At 65.8% G+C, this 23,876-nt stretch carries 23 protein-coding genes; 8 read left to right on the top strand and 15 right to left on the bottom strand.

What is annotated here, in order from left to right; all coding sequences use genetic code 11:
• Window positions 1–63 precede the first annotated feature (63 nt).
• The 4 genes from plsY to topA all read left to right on the top strand — a co-directional run bounded on the left by plsY (window position 64) and on the right by topA (window position 4,856).
• Window positions 64–663, top strand: coding sequence for a glycerol-3-phosphate 1-O-acyltransferase PlsY (gene plsY / locus OVY48_RS19350; RefSeq protein WP_313924075.1), 600 nt, complete (start codon window positions 64–66; stop codon window positions 661–663).
• A complete protein-coding gene (dprA, locus tag OVY48_RS19355) occupies window positions 660–1,742 on the top strand; it encodes a DNA-processing protein DprA (protein WP_313924076.1) in 1,083 nt (360 codons plus the stop codon). The genes plsY and dprA overlap by 4 nt, the downstream gene beginning before the upstream one ends.
• A gap of 63 nt (window positions 1,743–1,805) precedes the next feature.
• Complete coding sequence (locus OVY48_RS19360; RefSeq protein WP_313924077.1) at window positions 1,806–2,093, top strand: GIY-YIG nuclease family protein; 288 nt, start codon at window positions 1,806–1,808, stop codon at window positions 2,091–2,093.
• 174 nt (window positions 2,094–2,267) lie between these two features.
• Window positions 2,268–4,856 carry a type I DNA topoisomerase gene (gene topA, locus OVY48_RS19365; RefSeq protein WP_313924078.1) on the top strand — a complete coding sequence of 863 codons (2,589 nt, stop codon included), beginning with the start codon at window positions 2,268–2,270 and terminating at the stop codon, window positions 4,854–4,856.
• A 10-nt stretch (window positions 4,857–4,866) separates the two neighbouring features.
• Here topA and OVY48_RS19370 read toward each other — a convergent pair whose 3' ends face one another.
• The 5 genes from OVY48_RS19370 to lepB all read right to left on the bottom strand — a co-directional run bounded on the left by OVY48_RS19370 (window position 4,867) and on the right by lepB (window position 8,513).
• Window positions 4,867–5,583 (bottom strand): GGDEF domain-containing protein, encoded by a 717-nt coding sequence (locus OVY48_RS19370; RefSeq protein ID WP_313924079.1) that lies wholly within the window; start codon window positions 5,581–5,583, stop codon window positions 4,867–4,869.
• A 57-nt stretch (window positions 5,584–5,640) separates the two neighbouring features.
• Complete coding sequence (era, locus tag OVY48_RS19375) at window positions 5,641–6,549, bottom strand: GTPase Era (RefSeq protein WP_313924080.1); 909 nt, start codon at window positions 6,547–6,549, stop codon at window positions 5,641–5,643.
• Window positions 6,550–6,584: 35 nt separating this feature from the next.
• Window positions 6,585–6,872 (bottom strand): GIY-YIG nuclease family protein, encoded by a 288-nt coding sequence (locus OVY48_RS19380; RefSeq protein ID WP_313924081.1) that lies wholly within the window; start codon window positions 6,870–6,872, stop codon window positions 6,585–6,587.
• A 121-nt stretch (window positions 6,873–6,993) separates the two neighbouring features.
• Window positions 6,994–7,677, bottom strand: coding sequence for a ribonuclease III (gene rnc / locus OVY48_RS19385; RefSeq protein ID WP_037476311.1), 684 nt, complete (start codon window positions 7,675–7,677; stop codon window positions 6,994–6,996).
• Complete coding sequence (lepB, locus tag OVY48_RS19390) at window positions 7,674–8,513, bottom strand: signal peptidase I (RefSeq protein ID WP_313924082.1); 840 nt, start codon at window positions 8,511–8,513, stop codon at window positions 7,674–7,676. Before lepB ends, rnc begins: the two co-directional genes overlap by 4 nt.
• Before the next feature lie 177 nt (window positions 8,514–8,690).
• On the opposite strand from lepB, the gene pgi reads away from it, so the two are divergent.
• On the top strand, window positions 8,691–10,196 hold the full coding sequence (pgi, locus tag OVY48_RS19395) for a glucose-6-phosphate isomerase (RefSeq protein WP_313924083.1): 1,506 nt from the start codon (window positions 8,691–8,693) through the stop codon (window positions 10,194–10,196).
• Between the two features lie 171 nt (window positions 10,197–10,367).
• Window positions 10,368–11,714, top strand: coding sequence for a glutathione-disulfide reductase (gene gor / locus OVY48_RS19400; RefSeq protein ID WP_313924084.1), 1,347 nt, complete (start codon window positions 10,368–10,370; stop codon window positions 11,712–11,714).
• Window positions 11,715–11,793: 79 nt separating this feature from the next.
• Here gor and OVY48_RS19405 read toward each other — a convergent pair whose 3' ends face one another.
• From OVY48_RS19405 to OVY48_RS19420, 4 genes are all read right to left on the bottom strand, one after another.
• Complete coding sequence (locus OVY48_RS19405) at window positions 11,794–12,510, bottom strand: 2OG-Fe dioxygenase family protein (RefSeq protein WP_313924085.1); 717 nt, start codon at window positions 12,508–12,510, stop codon at window positions 11,794–11,796.
• A 67-nt stretch (window positions 12,511–12,577) separates the two neighbouring features.
• Window positions 12,578–13,261 carry a DUF2490 domain-containing protein gene (locus OVY48_RS19410; RefSeq protein WP_313924086.1) on the bottom strand — a complete coding sequence of 228 codons (684 nt, stop codon included), beginning with the start codon at window positions 13,259–13,261 and terminating at the stop codon, window positions 12,578–12,580.
• A 34-nt stretch (window positions 13,262–13,295) separates the two neighbouring features.
• Window positions 13,296–14,924, bottom strand: a complete 1,629-nt coding sequence (locus OVY48_RS19415; RefSeq protein ID WP_313924087.1) for an alpha-D-glucose phosphate-specific phosphoglucomutase — start codon at window positions 14,922–14,924, stop codon at window positions 13,296–13,298.
• A 70-nt stretch (window positions 14,925–14,994) separates the two neighbouring features.
• Entirely contained in the window at window positions 14,995–15,666 is a 672-nt protein-coding gene (locus OVY48_RS19420; protein WP_313924088.1) for a spermidine synthase, read from the bottom strand.
• 151 nt (window positions 15,667–15,817) lie between these two features.
• Between OVY48_RS19420 and OVY48_RS19425 the strand changes: the two genes are divergently transcribed.
• Window positions 15,818–16,270: a hypothetical protein gene (locus OVY48_RS19425; protein ID WP_037478656.1), complete on the top strand. Its 453-nt coding sequence runs from the start codon at window positions 15,818–15,820 to the stop codon at window positions 16,268–16,270.
• Here OVY48_RS19425 and OVY48_RS19430 read toward each other — a convergent pair.
• Both OVY48_RS19430 and OVY48_RS19435 read right to left on the bottom strand, forming a co-directional pair.
• The gene (locus tag OVY48_RS19430) at window positions 16,255–17,640 is read right to left on the bottom strand and encodes a carboxypeptidase regulatory-like domain-containing protein (RefSeq protein WP_313924089.1); all 1,386 of its coding nucleotides are present in this window, start codon (window positions 17,638–17,640) and stop codon (window positions 16,255–16,257) included. The two genes, OVY48_RS19425 and OVY48_RS19430, sit on opposite strands and share 16 nt — an antisense overlap.
• Window positions 17,641–17,998: 358 nt before the next feature.
• Window positions 17,999–19,453 carry a hypothetical protein gene (locus OVY48_RS19435; RefSeq protein WP_313924090.1) on the bottom strand — a complete coding sequence of 485 codons (1,455 nt, stop codon included), beginning with the start codon at window positions 19,451–19,453 and terminating at the stop codon, window positions 17,999–18,001.
• 41 nt (window positions 19,454–19,494) lie between these two features.
• On the opposite strand from OVY48_RS19435, the gene OVY48_RS19440 reads away from it, so the two are divergent.
• Window positions 19,495–19,977, top strand: coding sequence for a hypothetical protein (locus OVY48_RS19440; RefSeq protein WP_313924092.1), 483 nt, complete (start codon window positions 19,495–19,497; stop codon window positions 19,975–19,977).
• Here OVY48_RS19440 and OVY48_RS19445 read toward each other — a convergent pair.
• The 4 genes from OVY48_RS19445 to OVY48_RS19460 form a co-directional block, all read right to left on the bottom strand.
• On the bottom strand, window positions 19,910–21,049 hold the full coding sequence (locus OVY48_RS19445) for a BatA domain-containing protein (protein WP_313924093.1): 1,140 nt from the start codon (window positions 21,047–21,049) through the stop codon (window positions 19,910–19,912). The genes OVY48_RS19440 and OVY48_RS19445 overlap by 68 nt on opposite strands.
• Before the next feature lie 2 nt (window positions 21,050–21,051).
• On the bottom strand, window positions 21,052–21,927 hold the full coding sequence (locus OVY48_RS19450; protein WP_313924094.1) for a DUF58 domain-containing protein: 876 nt from the start codon (window positions 21,925–21,927) through the stop codon (window positions 21,052–21,054).
• 9 nt (window positions 21,928–21,936) lie between these two features.
• Complete coding sequence (locus tag OVY48_RS19455) at window positions 21,937–22,926, bottom strand: MoxR family ATPase (protein ID WP_313924095.1); 990 nt, start codon at window positions 22,924–22,926, stop codon at window positions 21,937–21,939.
• Window positions 22,927–23,092: 166 nt separating this feature from the next.
• Window positions 23,093–23,788 carry a DUF4159 domain-containing protein gene (locus tag OVY48_RS19460; RefSeq protein ID WP_313924096.1) on the bottom strand — a complete coding sequence of 232 codons (696 nt, stop codon included), beginning with the start codon at window positions 23,786–23,788 and terminating at the stop codon, window positions 23,093–23,095.
• Window positions 23,789–23,876: the final 88 nt, after the last annotated feature.

Raw genomic sequence — 23,876 nt, forward strand, 5'->3', positions numbered from 1 at the left:
ACACAGCCATTGCCCGTGCCGTTCGTCACGCTATGGTCGCGCTTTCCTTCTATCGGCGAGATCATGACACTTCCCTGGCTGCTTCCGCTCCTCGTGCTGGCCCTTGGCTATCTGCTTGGTTCAATCCCCTTTGGCCTGGTGCTGACGCGCCTCACCGGCGCAGGGGATTTGCGGCAGATCGGGTCGGGCAATATCGGCGCGACCAATGTGCTGCGCACCGGGCGCAAGGGGCTGGCGGCGGCGACATTGCTGCTGGATCTACTCAAGGGGGCGGTGGCGGTGCTGATCGGCGCGGCGCTCATTGAGGGGGGCGGGCCGATGGCGGGTGCGATGGCCTTCATTGGCCATTGCTATCCGGTGTGGCTGCGCTTTGCCGGCGGTAAGGGCGTGGCGACGATGATGGGCGTGGTGACCGCGCTCCACTGGCCCGCCGGGTGCATCTTTGCGGCGGTGTGGCTGGCTGCGCTGTTCGGGACCAGATGGTCGTCGGTCGGCGGCATGGCGGCGGCGGTCAGCGCGCCGATCGCTTTGTGGTTCATGGGGCGGATCGATCTGGTGCCGGTGACGCTCGCGCTGACGCTGATCCTGCTGTGGCGGCACCGCGCCAATATCGCGCGGCTGATGCAGGGCACAGAGCCTAAGATCGGGGCCGCGAAGGAATGAGCGAGGGGGAGCGGTTCGACCGGCTGCGGCTGATCCGATCGCCCCGGATCGGCCCGGTCAGCTATCGGCAATTGCTCGCCCGTTTCGGCACGGCCGGGGCGGCATTGCGTGCTATTCCCGACTTGGCGGCGCGCGGTGGTGGCAAGGCCAGCGTGGCAGACGCGGGCTCGGTGGAGCGGGAGATTGCGGCGTCGCAGGCTTTGGGCGCGCGCTATCTGATGATGGGCGATGCGGATTATCCCGCGCTGCTCGACCAGATGGAGGGCGCGCCGCCCGCGTTGATCGTGCGCGGCAATGCGGCACTGGCCGAGGGCCAATGTATCGCGATGGTCGGCGCGCGCAATGCGTCGGCGGCGGCGGTGCGCTTTGCGCGGGTTTTGGCGCAGGACTTGGGGCAGCGCGGCGCAGTGGTCGTGTCAGGGCTGGCGCGCGGCATCGACACGGCGGCGCATCAGGGATCGGTAGCGACCGGGACGATCGGCGTCATCGCCTGCGGGCTGGACGTGGTGTTCCCGCCGGAAAATCGCGACTTGCAGGCGCAGATCGCGGACGAAGGTCTGCTGGTGACCGAACATCCCCCCGGCACCCAGCCACTGGCCCGCCATTTTCCGGCACGCAACCGCATCATTGCCGGACTGGCGCTGGGGACCGTGGTGGTCGAAGCCGCGCCCAAGTCCGGCTCGCTCATCACCGCGCGGCTTGCGGGAGAGGCTGGGCGCGAGGTGATGGCCGTGCCCGGCTCTCCGCTCGACCCGCGCGCGCAGGGATGCAACCAGTTGATCCGCGACGGCGCGACGCTGATCCAGAATGCGGCCGACGTGCTGGAAGCGGTCGGCCAGATCGACCCGCGCATGGTGCGACAGGGCAGCTTCGACTTTGCGGGCGAACCCGTGTCGAGCGACGTCGCGGCGGGCGAACGCGACGCGGTGATCGCGCTGCTCAGCCATGCGCCCGCGCCGGTCGATGACCTAATCCGGCTGAGCGGCCTTAGTCCAGCGGTCGTGCAGACGGTCCTGCTGGAATTGGAACTGGCCGAGCGGCTGGACCGGCTGGCTGGCGGACGGGTGAGTTTGCGGTGACAATCGATTTTGTCATGCCAGCGAAGGCTGGCATCTCAGGCGGTGGCGCTTAACATTTGCCCTATGCGCGGAGGCTGGACCTATATCATGACCAACAAGCCGCGTGGCGTGCTGTATGTTGGCGTGACCAGTTCGCTCCATGCGCGCGTGGACCAGCATCGGCGCGGGGTTGGATCGGATTTCCGCCGTCAGTATAATCTGCATCGTCTTGTTTTGGTCGAGCGCCACGATCATATCACGGAGGCCATAGCGCGTGAAAAAGCTATCAAAGCATGGAAGCGTGAATGGAAAATCCGGTTGATCGAAGAGGCGAACCCGGAATGGCGCGATATGTTCGACCTCACCGTCTAGGGGCCTGAGATGCCAGCCTTCGCTGGCATGACGGGGTTTTTGCGCTGCGGTGATGCGCGATCAGTACTGGCCATCCCCCGTCATCTCCCCTAATCACACGCACCGCTTGACGCCCGCCGTCATCGCCTTCCAGACTCGCGCGTACGTGTGAGGCATCAAAGTTCGGGGCCGTAAATGCAGCTTGTCATCGTTGAATCGCCGGCCAAGGCGAAGACTATCGAAAAATATCTGGGCGGGGATTTCCATGTGCTCGCCAGCTATGGCCATATTCGCGACCTGCCTGCCAAGGACGGGTCGGTGGACCCGGACGACGGCTTTGCCATGTCGTGGGAAAATTATGGCGACAAGGGCAAGCAGCTCAAGGCCATCAGCGATGCCGCCAAGAAGGCTACGCGCCTCATCCTCGCGACTGACCCTGATCGCGAAGGGGAAGCGATCAGCTGGCATGTGCAGGAAGTGCTGCGTGCCAAGAAGGCGCTGCCCGCGGTTGTGGACCGGGTGACGTTCAACGCGATCACCAAGACGGCGGTGCTGGACGCGATGGCCAAGCCGCGCGCGCTGGACGAGGATCTGATCGATGCCTATCGCGCGCGCCGGGCGCTCGACTATCTGGTGGGCTTCACCCTCTCGCCGGTGCTGTGGCGCAAGCTGCCCGGTGCGAAATCGGCGGGCCGGGTGCAGTCGGTCGCGTTGCGGTTGGTGGTCGAGCGCGAGCGCGAGATCGAATCCTTCAATCCGCAAGAATATTGGTCGGTTGCGGCCGAAATGGAGCAGGACGGCACGGCCTTCACTGCGCGCCTCGTCCGGTGGAAGGGCGAGAAGATCGAGCGGCTGACGATCGGCAAGGAAGGCGACGCGATGGCCGCCAAGGCCGATGTCGAAGCCGGACGCTTCACCGTCGAACGGGTCGAGACCAAGCCGCTTACCCGCAACCCGCCGCCGCCTTTCACCACTTCGACGATTCAGCAGGAAGCGGCGCGCAAGCTCGGCTTCTCGGCCAGCCATACGATGCGGATCGCGCAGCAGCTCTACGAAGATGGCGCGATCACCTATATGCGAACCGATGGCGTGCAGATGGACGGCAGCGCCATTTCCGCCGCGCGCGCCGCGATCGCGCAGCGCTATGATGGCGGCTATGTGCCGGACAAGCCACGTATCTATCAGACCAAGGCGAAGAATGCGCAGGAAGCGCATGAAGCCATCCGCCCGACCGATTTTTCGCGCGACAAGGTGGGCAGCGGCGACCATGCGCGCCTCTACGACCTGGTGTTCAAGCGCGCGCTCGCCAGCCAGATGGCGTCGGCACGGCTGGAACGCACCACCATCGACATGAACGACGCCACCGGCACGCATACGCTGCGCGCTACGGGGCAGGTGCTGATCTTCCCCGGCTTCCTTGCTTTGTATGAGGAAGGGCGCGACGACAGCGACGACGAAGACGGAAAGTTGCTGCCCCGCATGGCGGAAGGCGATGCGCCTGCGAAGAAGAAGGTCATGGCGGACCAGCATTTCACCCAGCCGCCGCCCCGCTATTCCGAAGCCAGCCTGGTCAAGCGGCTTGAGGAGCTGGGGATCGGACGTCCGTCCACCTATGCCTCGACGCTCCAGGTGCTCAAGGACCGCGACTATGTGCGGATCGAGAAGAACCGCTTTTTCGCCGAGGAAAGCGGGCGGCTGGTAACGGCCTTTCTCGAGCGCTTTTTCGAACGCTATGTGTCCTATGATTTCACCGCGGGCCTGGAGGACGAACTGGACGATATTTCCGGCGGTCGTGCCCAGTGGCAGGAAGTGCTCGAAGCCTTTTGGCGCGATTTCAAGCCCAAAACGGCCGAAATCATGGAGCAGAAGCCGTCGGACATCACCGCCGAGCTGGACAAGTTCCTGGAGCCGATGCTGTTCCCGCCCAAGGCCGATGGCAGCAATCCGCGCGCCTGCCCACTGTGCGCGGACGGGCAATTGTCGCTGCGCGGCGGCCGGTTCGGCGCGTTCATTGCCTGCTCCAACTATCCCGAATGTAAATTTACGCGGAAATTCGGCCAGCCGGGCGGCAAGGATGGCGAAGATACAGGGCCAGAGGTGCTGGGCCAGCATCCCGAAACCGGGCAGGACATCGTCAAGAAAGTCGGTCGCTTCGGCCCCTATATCGAGATGGGGGAGGGCAAGGAGGCCAAGCGCGGATCGATCCCCAAGGATCTGCCCGATGGCGAATTGACGCTCGATTGGGGCATCAAACTGCTCAGCCTGCCGCGCGAAGTCGGTTTGCATCCCGAAACCGGACTGCCGATCGTGGCGAATATCGGCCGCTTCGGTCCCTATCTGCTGCATGACGGCAAATATGGACGCCTGGCCAATACTGCCGAGATTTTCGAGGTCGGCATGAACAGCGCGGTCGTTAAGCTGGCCGAGGCGGCGACGCGCGGGCCGCGCAGTGCCGGGCGCGAGCCGTTGAAGGTCTTGGGTGCCCATCCGCGCACCGAGCTGGAAATCAAGCTAATGGAAGGGCGCTATGGCGTCTATGTCACGGATGGCACGACCAATGCGACCCTGCCCAAGACGATGGACAAGGATGCACTGACGCTGGAGGAGGCCGCACAGCTGATCGACGCCCGCGCGGCGGCGGCTCCGGCGAAGAAGGGCGCGAAGAAGAAAGCTCCGGCTAAGAAGGCAGCGCCCAAAAAGGATGCGGCCAAGAAGGACGGGGCAGCGAAGAAGCCCGCTGCCAAGAAGGCACCGGCCAAGAAGAAGGCAGCGGCGGCGGAATAAGCGCGCGCCGTCAGGCGGCGAGGCGCACCTGGTTGCGCCCGCCGGTCTTGGCGGCATACATGGCCATGTCCGCGCGATGGAGGCTGACCTCGATCGCCGCCGCCGGATCGCCCGCGCTCAGGCCAATGCTGGCGGTCGCGCGCACGATCCGTCCCGATGGCGCACGCACGCGCAGCGCCTGGATCGAGGCACGGACATGTTCCGCCCGCCGCACCGCTTGGGCGCTGTCGCACCCGGTCAGGCAAATGGCAAATTCCTCGCCCCCCAAGCGGCCGCAGATCGCGTCTGCGTGCAGCGATTCGCGGATCGCTTGGCCGACCGCCTGCAACACCGCGTCGCCGGCTTGATGGCCATGATCGTCGTTGAATTGTTTGAAATGGTCGATGTCGATCAACAGATACCAATTGCCCGGCTGACCATGGGCGACGCTCGCCCGATCGAAAAAGGCGTTGCGCGTCAGCAACCCGGTAAGCCCGTCGATCTGCGCCAGGCGGGCCAGCTCGGCGACGCGCTGCTCCAATTGTTCGCGCAGATGCCGGTTCTCCTCCGCCTGACGGGTCAGGAGCAGGCAGACCGGCGTCGACAGGCTGCTGGCACAGAATATGCCGACGAAGAAATAGCGCGCCGGGATGAACATGCCGGGGATCGCCGAGACCAACGCCATGATGACCACTGTGCCGACGACCGAGGTGATGACGCAGCAGGCGATTTTCCGTTTCGGACCCATGAGACGGGTGCGTAACGACAGAAGGTAAATAAGCTATTTCCGTTAAGGGAAGGACTATTATTCCACCCAGTCGAGGCCGATGTCGCGATAGATGCCGCGATCATTTTCCCAGTCTTCTTTGACCTTCACATGCAGATACAGGTGGACCTTGACCCCCAGCAACGCGGCGAGTTCCTCGCGCGCCTTCGACCCGATTTCCTTCAGGCGCTGGCCACCTTTGCCCAGCACGATCGCGCGCTGCGTCGGGCGGCCGACCAGGATCTGCTGGTGGATTTCGACCGATCCGTCCGGCCGTTCCTTATATTGCTCGGTATCGACGGCGGTGGCGTAGGGCAGTTCGGCGTGCAACTGATGATACAGCTGTTCGCGCGTGATTTCAGCCGCCAGCATCCGATCAGTGGCGTCGGACACCTGGTCTTCGGGGAAATGCCACGGACCTTCGGGCATGACAGCGGCGAAGGCGGCCTTGAGTTCGGGCAGGCCGTCGCCGGTCGCGGCCGACACGAAGAAGATTTCGTCAAAGCCCAGCGTTTCGTTCAGCTTCTCGGTATGGACGAGCAGCTTTTCCTTGATGGCGATATCCACCTTGTTGAGGATCAACCACTTGCGTTCGCTGCGATGCTTGAGCGATTCGATGATCGGCTCCAGCTTGGGGCCGCGCCCGGCCTTGCCATCCACCACCATCGCAATCAGGTCCGCACCTTGTGCGCCACCCCAGGCCGCCTGCACCATCGCGCGGTCCAGCCTGCGCTTGGGCGCGAAGATGCCGGGCGTGTCGACCAGCACGATCTGCGCATTGCCCTCGATTGCGACGCCCATCACGCGGGTGCGCGTGGTCTGTGCTTTGGGACTGGTGATCGCCACCTTCTGCCCCACCAGCGCATTGACCAGCGTGGACTTCCCCGCATTGGGCGCGCCGACAACGGCGATGACGCCACAGCGCTGATTTTCAGTAATGCTTGTCAAAACTACTCCGTTCGCCCTGAGCCTGTCGAAGGGCCTTACTTGTCTATCTTTGATCGCGCTAACGTGGAGATCAAAGACCAATCTTCACGGATCAGCGCCAGCTTCTTTGCCCGGCTCCAACCCTTGATCTGCCGCTCGGCTTCCAGCGCCTCTATACGTGTGCCGAACGATTGCGACCAGACCAGTTTCACCGGCAGGCGCGTTTGGGTGTATCCGGTGATCTGGCCCGCTTCATGCTGACCAATGCGTGTTTCCAGATTCTCCGTATGACCCACATAAAAGCTGCGATCGGCGCAATGGAGCATGTAGGTCCAGAAGGGCATAAGAACATCAAGCCTTCAAAAGAAACCGTTCGGGCTGAGCTTGTCGAAGCCTTGCTCTGTTCTTCAGAAGATAAGGACGGCCCTTCGACAGGCTCAGGGCGAACGGGCTTTTTAGATTTCTTTACCCCGCCAACTTCTCCAGCAGCGCCGCCGCTGCCGCCGTTTCCGCTTCCTGCTTGGACCCGCCGGTCGCGCTTGCCTCGCCCGCGCCCTTGATACTGACGGTCACGGTGAAGCGCAAAGCATGGTGCGGGCCGGATCGGTCCATCATCACATATTCGGGCGGCTTGCGCTTGTTGGCGGCGGCCCATTCCTGCAGCGCGGACTTGGGATGGCGCGGCGCGGCGGTCTGGGTATCGACCCGGTCGGCCCACAGGCGGCGGACCAGCGTGCGCGCTTCCTCCAGCCCGCCCTCCAGATAGAGCGCGCCGATCAGCGCTTCCATCACGTCGCCCAGCACATTGTCGCTATTGGCCGCGCCATCGTCGCGCGCCTGCTTGCCCAGCACCAAATGGGTCGGCACGCCCGCCGCGCGCGCCACCTCGGCACAGGTTTCGCCCGACACCAGCGCGTTGAACCGGCGCGACAGCTTGCCTTCAGGCTCACCGGCAAAGCGTTCATACACCCATTCGGACACCAGCAGGCCCAGCACCCGGTCGCCCAGAAATTCCAGCCGTTCATAATTGTCCGGCTTGGCGCTGCCATGGGTGAGCGCCTGGTGGAAGGGTGCGGGATCGCGCGGCGCGCGGCCGATCAGCGCCTTTAGCCAGCCCGTCGTATCAGGCCCATGGACGCTCAATTTCAAAAGCCTTCCCCGATGCGGCTCCAGCGCGCGGCGGAAATCCAGGTCCAGGGCAGCAGCCAATTGGCGCTGCCGTCGGTGGAGAAGACCGAAATCATCGCCTTGCCGACCAGATTTTCCTCCGGCACCAGCCCGATGCCGCCGCCTTCGACCGCCGGGAAGCGGCTGTCGGCGCTGCGATCGCGATTGTCGCCCATCATGAAGAGATGGCCTTCGGGCACCAGCACCGTGTCGCGATCGTCCGCCGCGCCATCGGGCACGAGGTCGAGGACATTATAGCTGCGCGCGGGATAATCCTTGCCCGCAGGCAGCGTCTCGCGGAACTGCGGATAACGGCACTGCTTGCCGCCGCCCGCCGCCGGTTCCTCGAAATCGGGCCGATAGCAAGGCGAGACCGCGCCTTCCTTGGCAGCGGCGTCGATCATGTTCGGCGTCACCGGAATGACGAGGTCGGCGACCTTCTGCTTGGGCACCGCCGCGCCGTTCAGATAGACCGTACCGCCGCGCACGGCGATCATGTCACCGGGCAGGCCGATGACGCGCTTGATATAGTCGTTCTTCTGGGTCGGGGGTGCCTTGAACACCACCACGTCACCGCGTTCGGGCGTGGAGGCGAAGATGCGGCCGGGGATCAGCGGGACGCTGAACGGCAGCGAATAGCGCGAATAGCCATAGGGCCATTTCGCCACCAGCAGATAGTCGCCGATCAGTAGCCGTGGCTGCATCGATTCCGACGGAATGTTGAACGGCGAAATGATGAAGCTGCGCAGGATGAAGACGAACAGGCCCAGCCTGGCGAGGAACCATAGGAAGTCCCGCGTTTCCGATTTTGCAGTCATGGGTGGTCGTCTTGTCCCTTGGATGCGCCGACAACGCGGCCGTGGCGGCTTGTGAAGCCTGGCGTCGGGGACGTCAAGCATGTCCTTGACCATGCAAAGCGCGCAAAAATTGGGTAAGGACAGGAAGAATCGACCGGTGCAGCGTCGATCTCGACCAACGTCATAGGGGACCATAGCATGCCCAGCACTGCACTGGCGGCCATCGCCGCACTGCCTATCGCCGATCTAAAGTCCATTTTCACGACCGATCCCGACCGCCTGTCCAAACTGGTCCTGTCGCAGGGACCGATCCGGTTCGACTGGTCCAAGACCCATCTGACCGACGAGCTGATCGCGCACTATCTCGACCTGGCCCAGGATCAGGGCTTCGCCGCGCGCCGCGATGCGCTGTTCGCGGGTGAGTCCGTGAACAATACCGAAGGCCGCGCGGCCGAACATACCGCCGAGCGGGGCGAGGGCAAGGCCGACAGCGTGGCGCAGGCCAAGGCGCTGCACAACCGCATGCGCGCGCTGATCGACGCGATCGAGGCGGGCGCGCTGGGCGAGGTCCGCCACATATTGCATATCGGCATCGGCGGGTCGGCGCTCGGCCCCAAGCTGATCGTCGACGCCCTCGATGGCGATGGCGTGCGTTATGATGTGGGCATCGTCTCCAATGTCGATGGCACAGCGCTGGAGCGGGCGATCGAGGGCTTCGACCCACACACTACGCTGATCGCGATCGCCTCCAAGACCTTCACCACCAGCGAAACCCTGCTGAACGCGGCGAGCGCGATCAACTGGATGGTCGAGGGCGGGGTGGAAGACCCCTATGGCCGGGTGATCGCGTTGACCGCCGCGCCCGACAAGGCAATCGAATGGGGTGTTGATGAAACCCGCATCCTGCCCTTCGCCGAATCAGTGGGCGGGCGTTATTCGCTCTGGTCCTCGATCGGCTTCCCTGCTGCGCTGGCGCTCGGCTGGGATGCGTTCGAAAGCCTGCTGGAAGGCGCAGCCGAAATGGACCGCCATTTCCGCCTGTCCGCTCCAAATGAGAATATCCCGCTGATCGCCGCCTTCGTCGATCAATATTATAGCCGCGTCATGCACTGCCAGACTCGCGCCTTGTTCGCCTATGATGAGCGGCTGGCGCTCTTGCCTTCCTACCTCCAGCAGTTGGAGATGGAGAGCAATGGCAAGGCGGTGCAGCTCGACGGATCGCCGGTGGACGGTCCCACCGCTGCCATCACCTGGGGCGGGGTCGGCACCGATGCGCAGCATGCGGTGTTCCAATTGCTGCACCAGGGGACGATCCTCTCGCCGGTCGAGTTCATCGCCTCGATCGAGCCGGGCCACGCGCTCGACCCGGCGCATCATCGCGCGCTGCTGGTCAACTGTTTCGCGCAGGGCGCAGCGTTGATGCGCGGTAAGGACAATGGCGCCGACCCGGCCCGCGCCTATCCCGGCAACCGGCCATCGACCACGATCCTGCTCGAAGACGTCACGCCCCATGCGCTGGGCGCGCTGATCGCCTTCTACGAGCATCGCACCTTCGCCAACGCCGTGCTGATGGGCATCAACCCGTTCGACCAGTTTGGCGTGGAACTGGGCAAGGAAATCGCCAAGTCGATCGAGGCGGACGGTGCCAAGGGGTTCGACCCTTCGACCATGGCGCTGATCGAACTGGCGCTGGGCGGGGACTAGATGAGTAGATCCGTTCGTTTCGAGCGAAGTCGAGAAACGCTGACGCAGCGCTTCTCGCTTCTCGACTTCGCTCGAAGCGAACGGCATTGGTTTGCTCAAAAGAAGCAAGATTCCCGTTTGTAACTCAGGTGCCCACCCGCCATATCCACCGCAACCAAGCGGAGGCCAGGCATGAGCGACTATGATTTCGACCTTTTCGTCATCGGTGCAGGATCGGGCGGCGTGCGCGCCTCCCGCGTCGCAGCGGGGCATGGCGCGAAGGTCGCGGTAGCCGAGGAGTTTCGCGTCGGCGGCACCTGCGTCATTCGCGGCTGCGTGCCCAAGAAGCTGCTCATCTATGGCGCACATTTCGCCGAGGATCTGAAGGACGCGCGCCGTTTCGGCTGGAACGTGCCCGATTGCGGGTTCGAATGGGCGACGCTGCGCGACAATGTGCTGGGCGAGGTCGATCGGCTCGAAGGCCTCTACAAAAATACGCTCAGCAGCCACAAGGTCGAGATGATCCCCGAACGCGCGACCGTGACCGGTCCGCACAGCGTCAAGCTCGCCAGCGGCCGCGAAGTCACGGCGAAATATATCCTCATCGCGACCGGCGCCTGGCCGATCCTGCCGGAAATCGAAGGCGCGGAGCATGGCATCACCTCCAACGAGGTGTTCCATCTCGACCAATGCCCTAAGCGCATCGTCATCGTTGGCGGCGGCTATATCGCCAATGAATTTGCCGGCATCTTCCATCAGTTCGGCAGCCATGTGACCATCGTCAATCGCTCCGGCACGCTGCTGCGCGGCTATGACGAGCAGATTCGCGACCGATTGCTCCAGATTTCCATGACCAAGGGGATTAATTTCCGCTTCAATGCGCAGATGGAAAAGATCGAGAAGAATGAAGACGGCACGCTCTGCGTCCGCTTCAAGGATGGTGATCCGGTCCCGGCCGACGTCGTGCTGTTCGCTACCGGGCGCAGGCCGCATACCGATGGATTGGGCCTCGACAGCGCGGGCGTCGATCTGGCCGACAATGGCGCGATCAAGGTCGACGAGTATAGCCGTTCCAGTTGCGAGAGCATCTATGCGGTAGGCGATGTCACTGACCGGCTGCAACTAACCCCGGTCGCGATCCGTGAGGGCCATGCCTTTGCCGACACGGTGTTCGGCGACAATCCGCGCACGGTCGATTATGACTGCGTGCCTTCGGCCGTGTTCAGCCATCCACCCTTGGCGGGCGTTGGCCTCACCGAAGCGCAGGCTAAGAACAAGCTCGGCACGGTGCGGGTTTACACGTCCGACTTCCGGCCGATGAAATATGTACTGGCAGGGCGCGAGGAGCGGGCGCTTTACAAGATGATCGTGGACGCTACGACGAACAAGGTGGTTGGCCTGCACATGATCGGTCCCGACGCGCCGGAGATATTGCAGGCGGCTGCGGTGGCGGTGAAAGCGGGCCTCACCAAGCAGGATTTCGACGACACCGTCGCTCTGCACCCCAGCATGGCCGAAGAATTGGTGTTGCTGAAATAATCAGTTCGCGCTGAGCGTAGCGAAGCCACTTCACCTAGATCAGTGGAGGGCTTCGACAAGCTCAGCCCGAACGGATTTTTCAGATTGCGGCGAAGGTCACCACCAGCGCGTCGCGCCAGGCGGGGCGGGTAGGGTCATGCGGGTGGATTTCGGTCACGCCATGCAGGATGCGGCGATCATCGATCAGCATGGCGTCGCCCGGCTGCGCCAGCATGAATTCGCCGAGCGGCGTGCCGTCGGGCGCGCCGATGCGGGTGACGCCTTCGCGCACATTGTTGCGCTCGACCAGCATGACGAAGACATGATCGACGCCATCGCGGTGCAGCCCTTCGGGGGTCGGGCGGCCGACTTCGTCCGGCTTCGCCTCGATGCGGAACTGGTGCATTTCGACATGCCAGCGACCCTGGGCGGCTGGGTCGAATTGGGCCGCGCACAGGGCGAAGATGGCCTGGCAGACCGGGTTGTCGACAACCGCCTGTTCGACCGGATCGAACCAGCGCTGCACGTCGCCGTTGAGCCGATTATAGTCGCGGCTTTGATAATGGGGCTGGTGCGGCATGCGCGCGAAACGGCCATGGTCGCACAGGAAGACGGCATGGCGGCGGCGGCGATAGCGGCCGCCATCGGCCATGTAGAGATCGGGGCCGAGATCGTTCCAACTCGCGGCGAAGGCGTGCCAATCGGCCGCATCGGCATGCAGTCGCGCGATCGTGTCGTGCCCCTCCAGCCGGGCATAGCCGATGGCGGTCATGCTGTCGCTAAGGGTGCTATCGGGCAGGGGCGGGTTGTCTGTCATGCAAGGGGCCATAGTGCCCCACGTCAACGAACGACAGGGCCATTTGCCCCCAGCCGGATCGTGCGCGTCAATAGCGGAAGAAGAGCGTCAGCGAGGCGACATGATTGACGGCGGTGCGCCCGCCGCGCTGATCGACCACTTGCGCGAGATAGCCGACCTCCGCCGTGGAGGCGCCGGGCAGCCCCAATTCCACCCCGACGAAGCCGCGCGCCTGATCGAAGCCGCCTTTGACGCCCCAGTCGGTGTCGTTGAGTGCGACGAACCCTTCGGCATAGACCAGCGCGTTGACCGCATCGCTGCCCGGCCGCAGCGGCTTTTCGTAGCGGAGCATTTCGCGCACCCGCCAGCCGATATCGTCGCCGTCCGATCGCCAGCGCTGTTCCAGCCGGGTGCGCGACATGAGTTCGCCGCCCCAGGGCTTGCCGAGCGTCCAGTTGAGTTGCTGGAAGCTGCGATCCTCGTTCACATCCGCGCCGTTTTCGACAGGCGACACGATATGGGCATAGCCCTGATAGACGGTGACGGTGAGGGATAATTTCCAGCCCAGCGCGCCGCGAAAGATCGCCTGATTGACCCGCGACACGCCATCGCCGATGCGCGGCTGGATTTCGGCGAAATAGACGAGGTCGTCCTTTACCGAACCCATCGCGGTCAGGTTGAGCCAGACCTGTTCGTCCTGGCTGGTCTGGGCGTGAGCCGGTGTCGCCGCGGCGATGAATAGCGCCGATAGGCACAAGGGTAGGCGGCGCATGGGGCGCTCCTTTACTGGTCAGCGTCGATGGGTGTCAGGTAATGACGCTGGGTTGGTCCATGCCGGTATAGCCTGCAATGTCCGCCACTTCCTGCGCGGCGGCGATCAGCGGGGCGAGGGCGTCGCCCGTCGCCATGCCAAGGTCGCCGTCGGTGCCGACATAGCGTTCGAGATAGACGCGCAGGGTCGCGCCTTCGGTGCCGGTGCCCGACAGGCGGAATACGACGCGCGATCCGTCGGTGAACAGGATGCGGACGCCCTGGTTGCGGCTGACCGACTGATCGGTGGGATCGGTATAGGCGAAATCGTCGGCGCTCTTGATCGTGCCGCCGCTGTTGGTGGTGCCGGGCAGGCTGTCGAGCGATGCGCGCAGTGCCGCCATCAGCGCGTCGGCCTTGTCCTTGGCGATGGCTTCATAATCGTGGCGGGCATAGTAATTGCGGCCATAGGTTGCCCAATGATCGGCCATGATTGCAGCGACGCTTTCGCCGCGCACGGCCAGGATGTTGAGCCATAGCAGCACCGCCCAGATGCCGTCCTTTTCGCGAACATGGTCAGAGCCAGTGCCCGCGCTTTCCTCGCCGCAGATGGTCGCCATGCCCGCGTCGAGCAGGTTGCCGAAGAATTTCCAACCAGTGGGCGTCTCATAGAGCGGCACGCCCAGCTTCTCGGCCACCCGGTCGGCCGCGCCGCTGGTCGGCATGGAGCGGGCGATGCCCTTGAGGCCCGCCGCATAGCCGGGCGCGAGATGGGCGTTGGCTGCGAGGACCGCGAGCGAATCTGACGGCGTGACATAGCAATGCCGCCCGATGATGAGATTGCGGTCGCCATCGCCGTCCGATGCTGCGCCGAAATCGGGCGCGTCCGGGGCCATCATCCGGTCGTAGAGTTGCTTGGCATGGACCAGGTTCGGGTCGGGATGATGATGGCCGAAGTCGGGCAAGGGGGTGCCGTTCATCACCGTGCCTTGCGGCGCGCCGAGGCGCTTTTCGAAAATCTCGACCGCATAGGGACCAGTCACCGCGCTCATCGAATCGAAGGCGAGGGTGAAACCATCGGCGATCTTCGCGCGGATCGCGGCGAAATCGAACAGGCTTTCCATCAGGTCGGCATAAGCGGCGACCGGATCGACCACGTCGACGGTCATGCCGCCCAGCGTGGCCGTGCCGATCGTGTCGAGATCCATGTCGGGGGCGTCGAGGATCTTGTAGCTTTCTATCGACAGGGTGCGCTCGATGATCGCGTCGGTCACTTTTTCAGGGGCCGGGCCGCCATTGCCGATATTATATTTGATGCCGAAATCTTCGTCCGGGCCGCCCGGATTGTGGCTGGCCGACAGGACGAGGCCACCAAAGGCCCCCGATGCGCGAATGAGGTGCGAGGCGGCGGGCGTGGACAATATGCCGCCCTGGCCCACCAGCACGCGGCCAAAGCCATTGGCCGCCGCCATTTTCAGCACGATCTGGATGACTTCGCGATTGAGGTAGCGCCCGTCGCCGCCGACGACCAAGGTCTGCCCGGCAAAGCCGTCCAGGCTGTCGAACACCGACTGGACGAAATTTTCGGCATAATGGGGCTGTGCGAAGATACGCACTTTTTTGCGCAGGCCCGACGTGCCGGGTTTCTGGTCCGAGAAAGGCTGGGTCGAAACGGTCTGGATCACGCGGGCATCCCTTTAGTGTCGGTTCTTGTCTCTATGGCCCGGCTGGACGGACCTTTTCAATTCAGCATGTTCAACGCTTTTGTGCAAACCAGATGACATGGCGTGGCCCCTTGCCATTGTCGCGCGCGCGCACGGCGACTTCATCGACGGCAAATCCGGCGCTGGACAGGCGGCGGGTGAAGGCATCGTCCGACCCCGCCGACCAGACCGCGAGGATGCCGCCGGGCGTCAACGCCGCCCGCGCCGCCGCCAGCCCCGTCGCGCTGTAAAGCCGGTCGTTGGCGGCGGCGGTCAGGCCGTCCGGGCCATTATCGACATCAAGCAGGATGGCGTCATAACAGGCGCGGCCCGCCGCGATGACGGGCACGACATCGCCCATCAGCAGGTCGACGCGCGGGTCGTCGAGGCAGCCGTCGGCGAGGTCCGCCATCGGTCCCCGTGCCCAGTCGATGATTTCGGGCACCAGTTCGGCGAGCGTGATGCGCGCATCCTGCCCCAGCACGCCGAGCGCCGCGCGCAGGGTGAAGCCCATGCCATAGCCGCCGATCAGCAGATGGGGGGCCTTGCGCCCGGCCAGCCGCTCGATCGTCATCAGCGCCAGCGCCTTTTCGGAGCCGCTCATCCGGCTGCTCATCAATTCATTGCGGTCGAGCACGATCATGAAATCGCTGCCACGCCGGTACAGCATCAGTTCCTGCCCCCCAGGCACGGCGGCAGACCCCAGAAATTCGCGCGGCGTCATGATCGATCCTTTGGTGATGGCGTTGTGGCGCGCATGGCAGCTTGGCGTGCGTCGCGCAAATGCTACGGCGCGTCGCACGGCATGGCATGTGGGCGGCGGCGATGCTATCGGCCCTGTCCTATCGGACACGGACAAGGCAGTTCTTCTTTTCATGCGCTATTTTCTCGACACCGAATTTAACGGCTTTGGCGGCGTGCTGATCAGCGTCGCGTTGGTGCCCGAACATGCGGACGACGAGGAATTTTACGTCTCGTTGCCGCTGCCCGACGATGTCGAACCCTGGGTCGCGCAGCATGTCGTCCCCTATCTGCGCCATGTGCCGCCGGGCATCGACCTGGAACTGAACCGGGTGGAGGCGGCGGACCATGTCGCGGCCTATCTGGAAGGGGATAGCGATCCCGTCATCATCGCCGATTGGCCCGAAGATCTGGCGCATTTCTGCGCGCTGCTGGTGACCGGGCCGGGGCAGATGGCGGGGGTCGATTTCGGGTTGCGGCTCGAACTGATCAACGCGGCGGGGTTCAGCGCGGCGGCCAACAGCCGGGTGCCGCACAACGCCCTGCATGATGCGCGGGCGTTGCGCGATTTCTACATGGCCGACTGACGACCGCGACGCGACCGTTCCAATAGCCAGAGCAAGGCGCTTGCGATCAGCCAGGCGAGGGCGAAGGGCCAGGACGGGCCGGGTGCACTGCCGCCAGCTCGGTCGTTTGCGGTTGGTGGGCGGAGCGCGAGCATCGCGGCCCGATCCCGCGCCGCGCGCATCGCGGGCAGGGCTTGAGCGGGATAGATATAGAAGGATTGGCCGGTGCCGGTCCGGTGCCAGCCTGCGCTATCGGGCCAGAAGGCCGCGCAGCCCTGTACTGGCAATAGCGTGGACCGCCGTCCGTCGGGGCGCTCGACCGGCGTCGGGGCGGGCAGGCCGCATAGGGTCAGGCGCTCGTTCGCCCAGCCGATCAGGCCAGATTGTTGCACGCCGGATGCCGGGCGGATGACGGTGCGCAGCAGGGCATTCCACCAATCATTATGCAGCGCGCGATGGCCTGTCAGGGTCAGCGCATAGCTGTCCACGCCCGCGAACAGGGCGATGCGCCCGGTGCCGATCGCACGCCACTGGGCGAGCGATGCGTCGCTGGCGTCCTGCAACAATGTGGGTGCCTGCGCAGCGGGGGCGAGGGGCAGGCGGCTGACATCGGGCAGCAGATCGTCGGGCGTGGCGATATCGACCGGCGCGTCCGTGCTGCCGATGCCAAGACGGGTGCTGCTCAGCGCGGGGGCGGCGACTTTGGGCAGGGCGATGGGGGCGAAATCGCCGCCGCCGATGCCGAAGCCCAGGGCGCGCCATTGCGCGCGTGTCGCGCCGTCGATCGGCCCGCTGGGGCGCAGGACCAGGCCCAATCCTTCGCGCGCTGCCCCGGTCAGGACGCCGCGCTGCGCCGCCCAACTGCGATCATCGACGATGGCGAGATCGAACCGCCGCAGCGTTGCGCCGTTGATGGCGATGGCGGGATCGCCGAGCGCGATGCCGCCGCCCGCGCTCATCTGCGTCGTGACCGTGAAGCCTGCGTCGGTGGCCCAGCGGCGCAGATATTTGACCTCCGGCCCCGGTGCGGCGGCCAGGATCAGCAGGCGCGGGGCTGCGCTATCGCTTACCAGCAGCGGGACGGCGGCTTGCTCGACCACGCGCTGCCCATCCCGCACGCGCAGGGTGAAAGCGGTGGTTCCAGCGGCGCGGGCGGTACCGGTCAGAGTGAAATGGCCGTTCGCTTCGGGCGTGGCGCTGTCGGTCACGCGCCCGGCGGGGTCTAGGAGGTCGATGGTCGCGCGGGGGAGGGCCGTGAGTTGACCACCGACGCGGAAGGCCTCGCCCGGTGCGACGCTGCGGGCGGGGCGATATCGCTCGCTGATGCCGGGCGGGGCGGGGCGGGTGAAGCGAACCGCGACGGCGCGCGCAGCCCAGATCGCGGGGGGCAAGCCTTCGCCCAGCACGGTGATGGTGCCGACAGCGGGATGACGGCGCAGCGCGGCGGCAAGGTCGGGGCGCTTTCGTCGCCGCTGATGTCCCCGGCTTCGGGGAGGATGATGAGCGGCGCCCCGGTGCCGCGGCAGCCAAGCGCGGCGTTTCGGCGGTCGCGATGCGCAGGGTGTCGGCCGTCGTCGGGGTCGGCGGCGGGTAGAGCGTCAGGAACAGCAAAGCGGCATATATCGGCTGGAGCGCCAGCAGCGCCGCCAGCCGCCATGGGACGGACTGGACCGGACCGCCACAGGATCAGGCGCAGCGCGGCCATCAGCACGGCAAGGATCAAAAGGGCGGCGACGATCCGTTCGATGGTCATGGGGCAGCCCCTTCGATCGCGCGGAGATAGCGCGTGCCATTGGCGTCGGGTGCGGCGCGGCGGGCCGGGCGGGCGGGCGGGCGTTCCATCGCCGTCCATAACAATCCGCGCAGCTTCGTCCGGCAGGGGGGGCAATCGGGGTCGCGCCGTACCGCGTCGAGTGCGCCCGCCAGAGCCAGCGGGTCGGGCAGGCGGGCGGCTTCGCTGCGCACCCAGCGGTCCAGCGCATCAAGCGCGATCGGTCCGCGGATCGCACCCGGCCCGTCGCCCAGCGCCCGCCAGGCGGCGGCAGCCGGGCCATCGCCGCGCTCGATCGGCGCGACCGCCAGCGTGCGGCTAGCCGCGCCTTCGCGCTTGCCGGTCATGCGGCGGCTGGGGTCGATCGGCGGCAATTCCGGCCCGACGCGCGACAGGAAGATGCGGGTCGCCTGCTGCACCTCCTTGATGAAGCGGAGCGCGCGATAGGCGAAGGGGAGGGCGAGGTCAGGATGCCCTTGCCGCAAATGCACTTCGGATTGCCACATTTCATCGACGGCGTTTTTGAGGATGGCGCGGGTTTCGGGGTCGAGGCTGGAGGCAGCGCTATCGTCATGGGGATGGCCGTAATCGGCTAGCACGTCTTCGGCGACGCCAAAGCCCGGCGCGGGTTGGCGCGGGGGGCCATGATCATGGCCGTCGCCGTCATGATGGGTTTCCGCGTCGGCGGTGGGGAGTTGGCGCTGGGCCGATTCCTCGCCGCCCAGAAACTGGCTGTAGCGGCCGCGCAAAATCTGCTGGTCGGTGCCGATGCTGGCGGAACGGGCGAGATAGCGGTCGGCGCTGAGGCGGGACTTTTGCTTGAGCAGCGCTTCGGCGTCGATGATGATCTGCCGCTGGCTGCGGAAATAGGCGGGCAGGACGGTGTTGACCATGCCCTCCAGCCCGCTGCCTTCGGGCTGCTGTGCCGATGGCCAGCGCAGGATCAGGCTGGGGCTGCGCGCTTCCTGCGGGGCGGGGCTGCGATTGTCGCGCACGATGAGTTGCACGACCATGTCGCTGCCGGGGCCGAAGCCCAGCGCGCCGAAATCGAGGCGCGGCGTGAAGCGGCGGTCGCGCGCCGGGCCGCTGCCGCTCACCGCGATCTCGCGCTCGGTGAAGGTCACATTTTCGCCCTCGCCGATGGCCAGCGTGATGCGCAGCCGGGCGCTGGCGGCGACGCCATAATCGTCGGTCGCGGCAAAGGCGGGGGACCAGCTGCGCTTTCCGCGCGTCACCAGGGTCAGGCTGGCCTTCGGGCTGATGGCTTTGACCTGTGGCACGGCGTCGGCGATGGCATCGATACGGTGCAGCGGCGGGGTCGGGCCGCGCCCGGCAGCGGGGTCGACACGGTAGAGGAAGGCGGCGTCCGCCGTGCGGCTGGCGATCCAGTCTTCGCCGTCGCGGCGCAGCGCGAGCGGTTGGCCGCCGAGCATCAGGAGGCGCGGGACGCGGCCAACGCGAGGCGAGCGCGACGATGAACAGGGCAGCGCTGGCGGCCAGGGCGCTGCTGCGTCGCCGCCAGTCGGGGGCGAGTTGGTCGGGCGTGTCGGCGTCGATCCGGGCGGTGAGGCGCGCGCGCTGGAGCCGCTGGAGCGGGCCGAGGGTCGCTTCGTCGGCGAACAGCAGCGCGGCGCTGTCTTCCATGTCGGGGCGGCGGGCATCGAGCGTGTGGATCAGCCAGTCCTGGTCGAACCGCGCCGCCAGCCGCAGCGCGATGAGCAGCGATAGGGTCAGGCCGATCGCGATGGCGGCGATCGCCGTGCCGATCCCTGCCAACCGCCACGTCACGGCAGCCGCGCCGAGTGCCAGCGGCACGCCGATGGCGATGGCGTTCAGGAACGCGCGTGTGCGGGCGGGGGCCGTCCATGGACGGGTGAGGGCGGTGGCGCTCATGGCGATACGCCCCGGCTGCGGCGGGTGGCGAGCCAGCGTTCGGCGATCAGCAGCAGGACGATGAGCAGCGCCAGCCAGGGGCGCAGCGGTTCGGGCTGCTGGTTATAGGCGCGTCCGCCGGGGAGCGGCGCATAGTCGGCGGCGGCCACGCGCGCGGGCGGCGAGAGAGCAGGCGCGAGCAGATGGCGCAATTGCGCGGGGAAATCGCCATCCAGCAGGACGGGCATGTCGGCGGGGCGTAGCGGTCGTGTGAAGCGCAGCCATCGGCCCGCGCCGAGCGGCGCGCCCTCGACCAGCGGTATGCCGAGCGCATCGCGCCAGTGCGGCGCGGGGGTGCCGTTTGGCGGGGTGGCGTCGCTGGCGATCAAGGCCGTGCCGCCTTGGGTGATCCAGTCTGTCACGCTGTCGGGCAGGGTGCCGCCTGCCAGCCAGATCAGCACATGCTGGCGGTCGGGCAAGGGGCTGTCGAGCGGGGCGCTATCGATCGGGCGTTCGGCCGGTTGCCAGCTCGCCGCGGCGGCGCGCAGGTAGCGCAGCGCGGGGCGATGTGCGGCATCGAAGCGGATCGCGACGGTTGGTGTCGGGGGTGCTGTGGTGGTGGGCGAGGGCATGGTGCCGGGCACGATGCGCCAGTCTATCTTGCGCGACAGGTGCAGGCGGGCGGCATCCGCGCCGTCGATGACCTGCGGCGTGAGGATGGTGAGCGGCGTTCCGGTGGGCAGATCGGCGTCGAGCTGACGGATCAGGCTGGCGACCGGCAGAGTGCCGGTGGGTGCAGGCTCTTCGATCAATGGAAAACCGAGGGCGAGCCAATGGACCCGTGCGTCCGTAAACTGCGCTCGATCGACCTGCGCGCCGGGCACGACCGCGACATAGGGCGTATCGTCGCCTGCGCCGGACAGGACCGGCTGCGCCAGCCACAGCGCGACCAGCGCCAGCAGCAGGAGGCGGAGCAGCAGCAGCGGCCATTCGTCGAAGCGCAGGCGCGATCGAGGTCTGGGTTTCGACCGCAACCAGCGCAATGCGGCGAAGTCGGTCGGCAATTGTTCGCTCTTGCGCGCGATATGGATGGCCAGCGGCACCAGCAGGGCCAGCAACGCCGCCAATGCAGCGGGAAAGAGCAGGCTGAGCCCCATGGTCAGACCGCCGCGAACAGGCGGCGCAGCGGCAGATCGACCGGCTCGTCCAGCATATGCGCGACATGGGTCACGCCCGCTGCGTCCAGCCGGGCATGGAGCGCGGCGCGCGCTTCGCCGAAGCGGGCCAGAAATTCGGCGCGCAGGGCGACGCCATCGGCGAGCAGTTCCTCGCCGGTTTCGGGATCGCGAAAGCGATAGCCGCCGCTGAAGGGGAAATCGCGCTCGGCAAGCGTCAGCATCTCCACCACCAGCGTCTCGCGCCCGGCGGCGGCCAATTTCTCGACCAACGCGACCGCGCCCTCGTCGAAACAGTCGCTCAGCAGGATGACCAGATCATGCGCGCCGATCCGCTCCCACACCGGGGCAAGCTGGTCTTCGGGCGGGAAGCCGGTCGCGGTGCGCAGCGCCAGCAGGTCGAGCAGCAGCCGGTCGCGCTGGCGCAGGCCCGTGGCGGGGGGGAGCAAAGTGAGGCCGCTGTCGCCCAAGGCCATCAGGCCGAACCGGTCGCCCTGCTGCATCGCCAGTTCGCCGATCGATGCGGCCATCGCCTTGGCGGCGTCGAAGCGGCTATAGTCGGGGCGGCCCGCATCGGCCTGGCCCATCGATGCGCTGGCGTCGATCACTATCCAGACCGCAACCGGGCTTTCGCGTTCGGCTTCCCGCACGAAGAATTTGTCCGACCGGGCATAGAGTTTCCAGTCGATCTGGCGCAGTTCGTCGCCCGGTTCATAGGCGCGATATTGGGCGAATTCCAAACCCGCGCCGCGGCTGTGGCTTTGGTGCAGGCCGATGCCATGCTGCCCGACCGCGCGCCGCGTGACGAGGCGCAGGCCTTTCAGCCTGCGGCGAACATCGGCGGGGATCAGGTCGGCCATGGTGCGCGATCAGGCGAGCGGCACGGCGCGCAGCAGCGAGGCGATGACATCGTCGGCGCTGCGCCCCTCGGCCTCGGCCGCGAAGGACAGCAGCAGGCGGTGGCGCATCACCGGCGCGGCCAGCGCGACGATATCGTCGCGGGTGGCGGCGAGGCGGCCTTGCAACAAGGCGCGCGCTTTGGCGGCCAGGATCAGCGACTGGCCCGCGCGGGGGCCAGCGCCCCATTTGACGTAGCGGGCGATGTCGTCGGGCGCGCCTTCGCCGGGGCGGCTGGCGCGGATGATCCGCGTCACCCAGTCGAGCAGCTTGTCGCCGAAATGCACGTCGCGCACCAGCTTTTGCAGCGCCAGCACTTCCTCGCCCGCCATCACGGCGGGGACGGTACCGGGCTTGGACCCGGTGGTTTGCGCCAGGATCGCGCGTTCCTCCGCTTCGCTGGGATAATCGACGCGGATATGCAGCAGGAAGCGGTCGAGCTGGGCTTCGGGCAGGGGGTAGGTGCCTGCCTGCTCCAGCGGGTTCTGCGTCGCCAGCACGAAGAAGGGGGCGGGCAAGCGGTGGGTGACGCCGGCATAGCTGACCGTCTTTTCCTGCATCGCCTCCAGCAGTGCCGCCTGCGTCTTGGGCGGGGTGCGGTTGAGTTCGTCGGCCAGCAGCAGGTTGGTGAAGACCGGGCCGGGCTGGAAGCGGAAGCTGCGATGGCCGGTGCCATGGTCCTCCTCCAGCAATTCGGTGCCCAAAATGTCGCTCGGCATCAGGTCGGGGGTGAACTGGACGCGGCGAAAGTCGAGCTTCAACGCTTCGCCAAGCGAGCGGACGAGCAGCGTCTTGCCGAGACCCGGCACGCCTTCGAGCAGGCAATGGCCACCGGCGAGCAGGCCGATCAGCAATTGTTCGACCACATCGGCCTGGCCCACGATCGCTTGGCCGATCGCGGCGCGCAATTGGGTAAGCGCGGCTAGGCGCGTCTGGATGTCGGCTTCGGTGAGGTCGGTCATGTGGCTTCCTTGTCGAAGGCTGATGCTCTGCAAAATCCTCCCCTGGAAGGGGAGGGGGACCGGCGCAGCCGGTGGCGGGGTGTCGCCCTATCGAGAGCGGGACACCCCTCCGTCTGGCCTGCGGCCAGCCACCTCCCCTGCCAGGGGAGGATGTTCGGCCGCGCCTTCAAACCGACAGCGCATACATTACGATATTGACCGCGAATTTGGTGTTGTCTTCGGCCAGGAAGCGTTTGTTGCGCCAGTCATAGTCCCATTCGCAGCCATAATCCTTGTTGCTGTAGAGAACGCCCAGTCGCCCATTTACCTCTATTCCCTTGAGATAATCATGGACCAGATCGTCGCCCCAGCCATTGAGTTCGAGGCCGGTATTGGGTGGCCCGTCGAAGGTGAAGAAGCTGCGATAGAGGCCATGATTTTTGGGCAGCGTCTTCATCGCCTTGGCCCCGAAAATCCTGGCCATCTGGGCTTCGAACGAGCGGGCGAACAGGCCATCGATGTCGTGGTTGCAATCGTCCACCAGAACGAAGCCGCCATTGCGGACATAGCGTTCGAAATTGCGCCGCTCGGCGGGCGAAAATTCGACCAGCTTGTGCCCGGCGAGGTAACAGAAGGGCGCGGTCAGCATCTTGGGGTCCGACAGGGCGAGGACATGCTCCTTGGGATCGACCCGCAAGGTCGTATAGTCGATCAGCGAGGTGATGACGTTGGACGGCATCCGCTGATCGACATCCCAGTCGCCCGAATCATAGCGCAGGCGGGTGAACCAGAAATCATAGCCCCCGGCGGCAGCGAGCGGACGGGCCAGCATTGCGCTGGCCAGGCCGCCTGCCATCAGCCGGAGGAAATCGCTGCGGGTCATGTGCCGAACATTACCGATCCTCCCCTGGAAGGGGAGGTGTCTGGCGTAGCCAGACGGAGGGGTGTCACGCTATCGATAGGGTGACACC

Origin of the sequence: Sphingobium sp. SA2 (genome assembly GCF_032227065.1) — a bacterium.
Classification (GTDB): domain Bacteria; phylum Pseudomonadota; class Alphaproteobacteria; order Sphingomonadales; family Sphingomonadaceae; genus Sphingobium.

Excerpts from the sequence above, each read along its gene's own strand:
- OVY48_RS19440 (WP_313924092.1), top strand. The coding sequence starts at position 19,495 with ATGAACAGGGCAGCGCTGGCGGCCAGGGCGCTGCTGCGTCGCCGCCAG.
- OVY48_RS19435 (WP_313924090.1), bottom strand. The coding sequence starts at position 19,453 with ATGCTCGGCGGCCAACCGCTCGCGCTGCGCCGCGACGGCGAAGACTGG.
- dprA (WP_313924076.1), top strand. The coding sequence starts at position 660 with ATGAGCGAGGGGGAGCGGTTCGACCGGCTGCGGCTGATCCGATCGCCC.
- OVY48_RS19455 (WP_313924095.1), bottom strand. The coding sequence starts at position 22,926 with ATGACCGACCTCACCGAAGCCGACATCCAGACGCGCCTAGCCGCGCTT.
- OVY48_RS19410 (WP_313924086.1), bottom strand. The coding sequence starts at position 13,261 with ATGCGCCGCCTACCCTTGTGCCTATCGGCGCTATTCATCGCCGCGGCG.
- OVY48_RS19420 (WP_313924088.1), bottom strand. The coding sequence starts at position 15,666 with ATGACGCCGCGCGAATTTCTGGGGTCTGCCGCCGTGCCTGGGGGGCAG.
- topA (WP_313924078.1), top strand. The coding sequence starts at position 2,268 with ATGCAGCTTGTCATCGTTGAATCGCCGGCCAAGGCGAAGACTATCGAA.
- lepB (WP_313924082.1), bottom strand. The coding sequence starts at position 8,513 with ATGACTGCAAAATCGGAAACGCGGGACTTCCTATGGTTCCTCGCCAGG.
- plsY (WP_313924075.1), top strand. The coding sequence starts at position 64 with ATGACACTTCCCTGGCTGCTTCCGCTCCTCGTGCTGGCCCTTGGCTAT.
- OVY48_RS19445 (WP_313924093.1), bottom strand. The coding sequence starts at position 21,049 with ATGGGGCTCAGCCTGCTCTTTCCCGCTGCATTGGCGGCGTTGCTGGCC.
- gor (WP_313924084.1), top strand. The coding sequence starts at position 10,368 with ATGAGCGACTATGATTTCGACCTTTTCGTCATCGGTGCAGGATCGGGC.
- OVY48_RS19460 (WP_313924096.1), bottom strand. The coding sequence starts at position 23,788 with ATGACCCGCAGCGATTTCCTCCGGCTGATGGCAGGCGGCCTGGCCAGC.
- OVY48_RS19360 (WP_313924077.1), top strand. The coding sequence starts at position 1,806 with ATGCGCGGAGGCTGGACCTATATCATGACCAACAAGCCGCGTGGCGTG.
- OVY48_RS19380 (WP_313924081.1), bottom strand. The coding sequence starts at position 6,872 with ATGCCCTTCTGGACCTACATGCTCCATTGCGCCGATCGCAGCTTTTAT.
- OVY48_RS19405 (WP_313924085.1), bottom strand. The coding sequence starts at position 12,510 with ATGACAGACAACCCGCCCCTGCCCGATAGCACCCTTAGCGACAGCATG.
- OVY48_RS19370 (WP_313924079.1), bottom strand. The coding sequence starts at position 5,583 with ATGGGTCCGAAACGGAAAATCGCCTGCTGCGTCATCACCTCGGTCGTC.
- OVY48_RS19425 (WP_037478656.1), top strand. The coding sequence starts at position 15,818 with ATGCGCTATTTTCTCGACACCGAATTTAACGGCTTTGGCGGCGTGCTG.
- OVY48_RS19450 (WP_313924094.1), bottom strand. The coding sequence starts at position 21,927 with ATGGCCGACCTGATCCCCGCCGATGTTCGCCGCAGGCTGAAAGGCCTG.
- pgi (WP_313924083.1), top strand. The coding sequence starts at position 8,691 with ATGCCCAGCACTGCACTGGCGGCCATCGCCGCACTGCCTATCGCCGAT.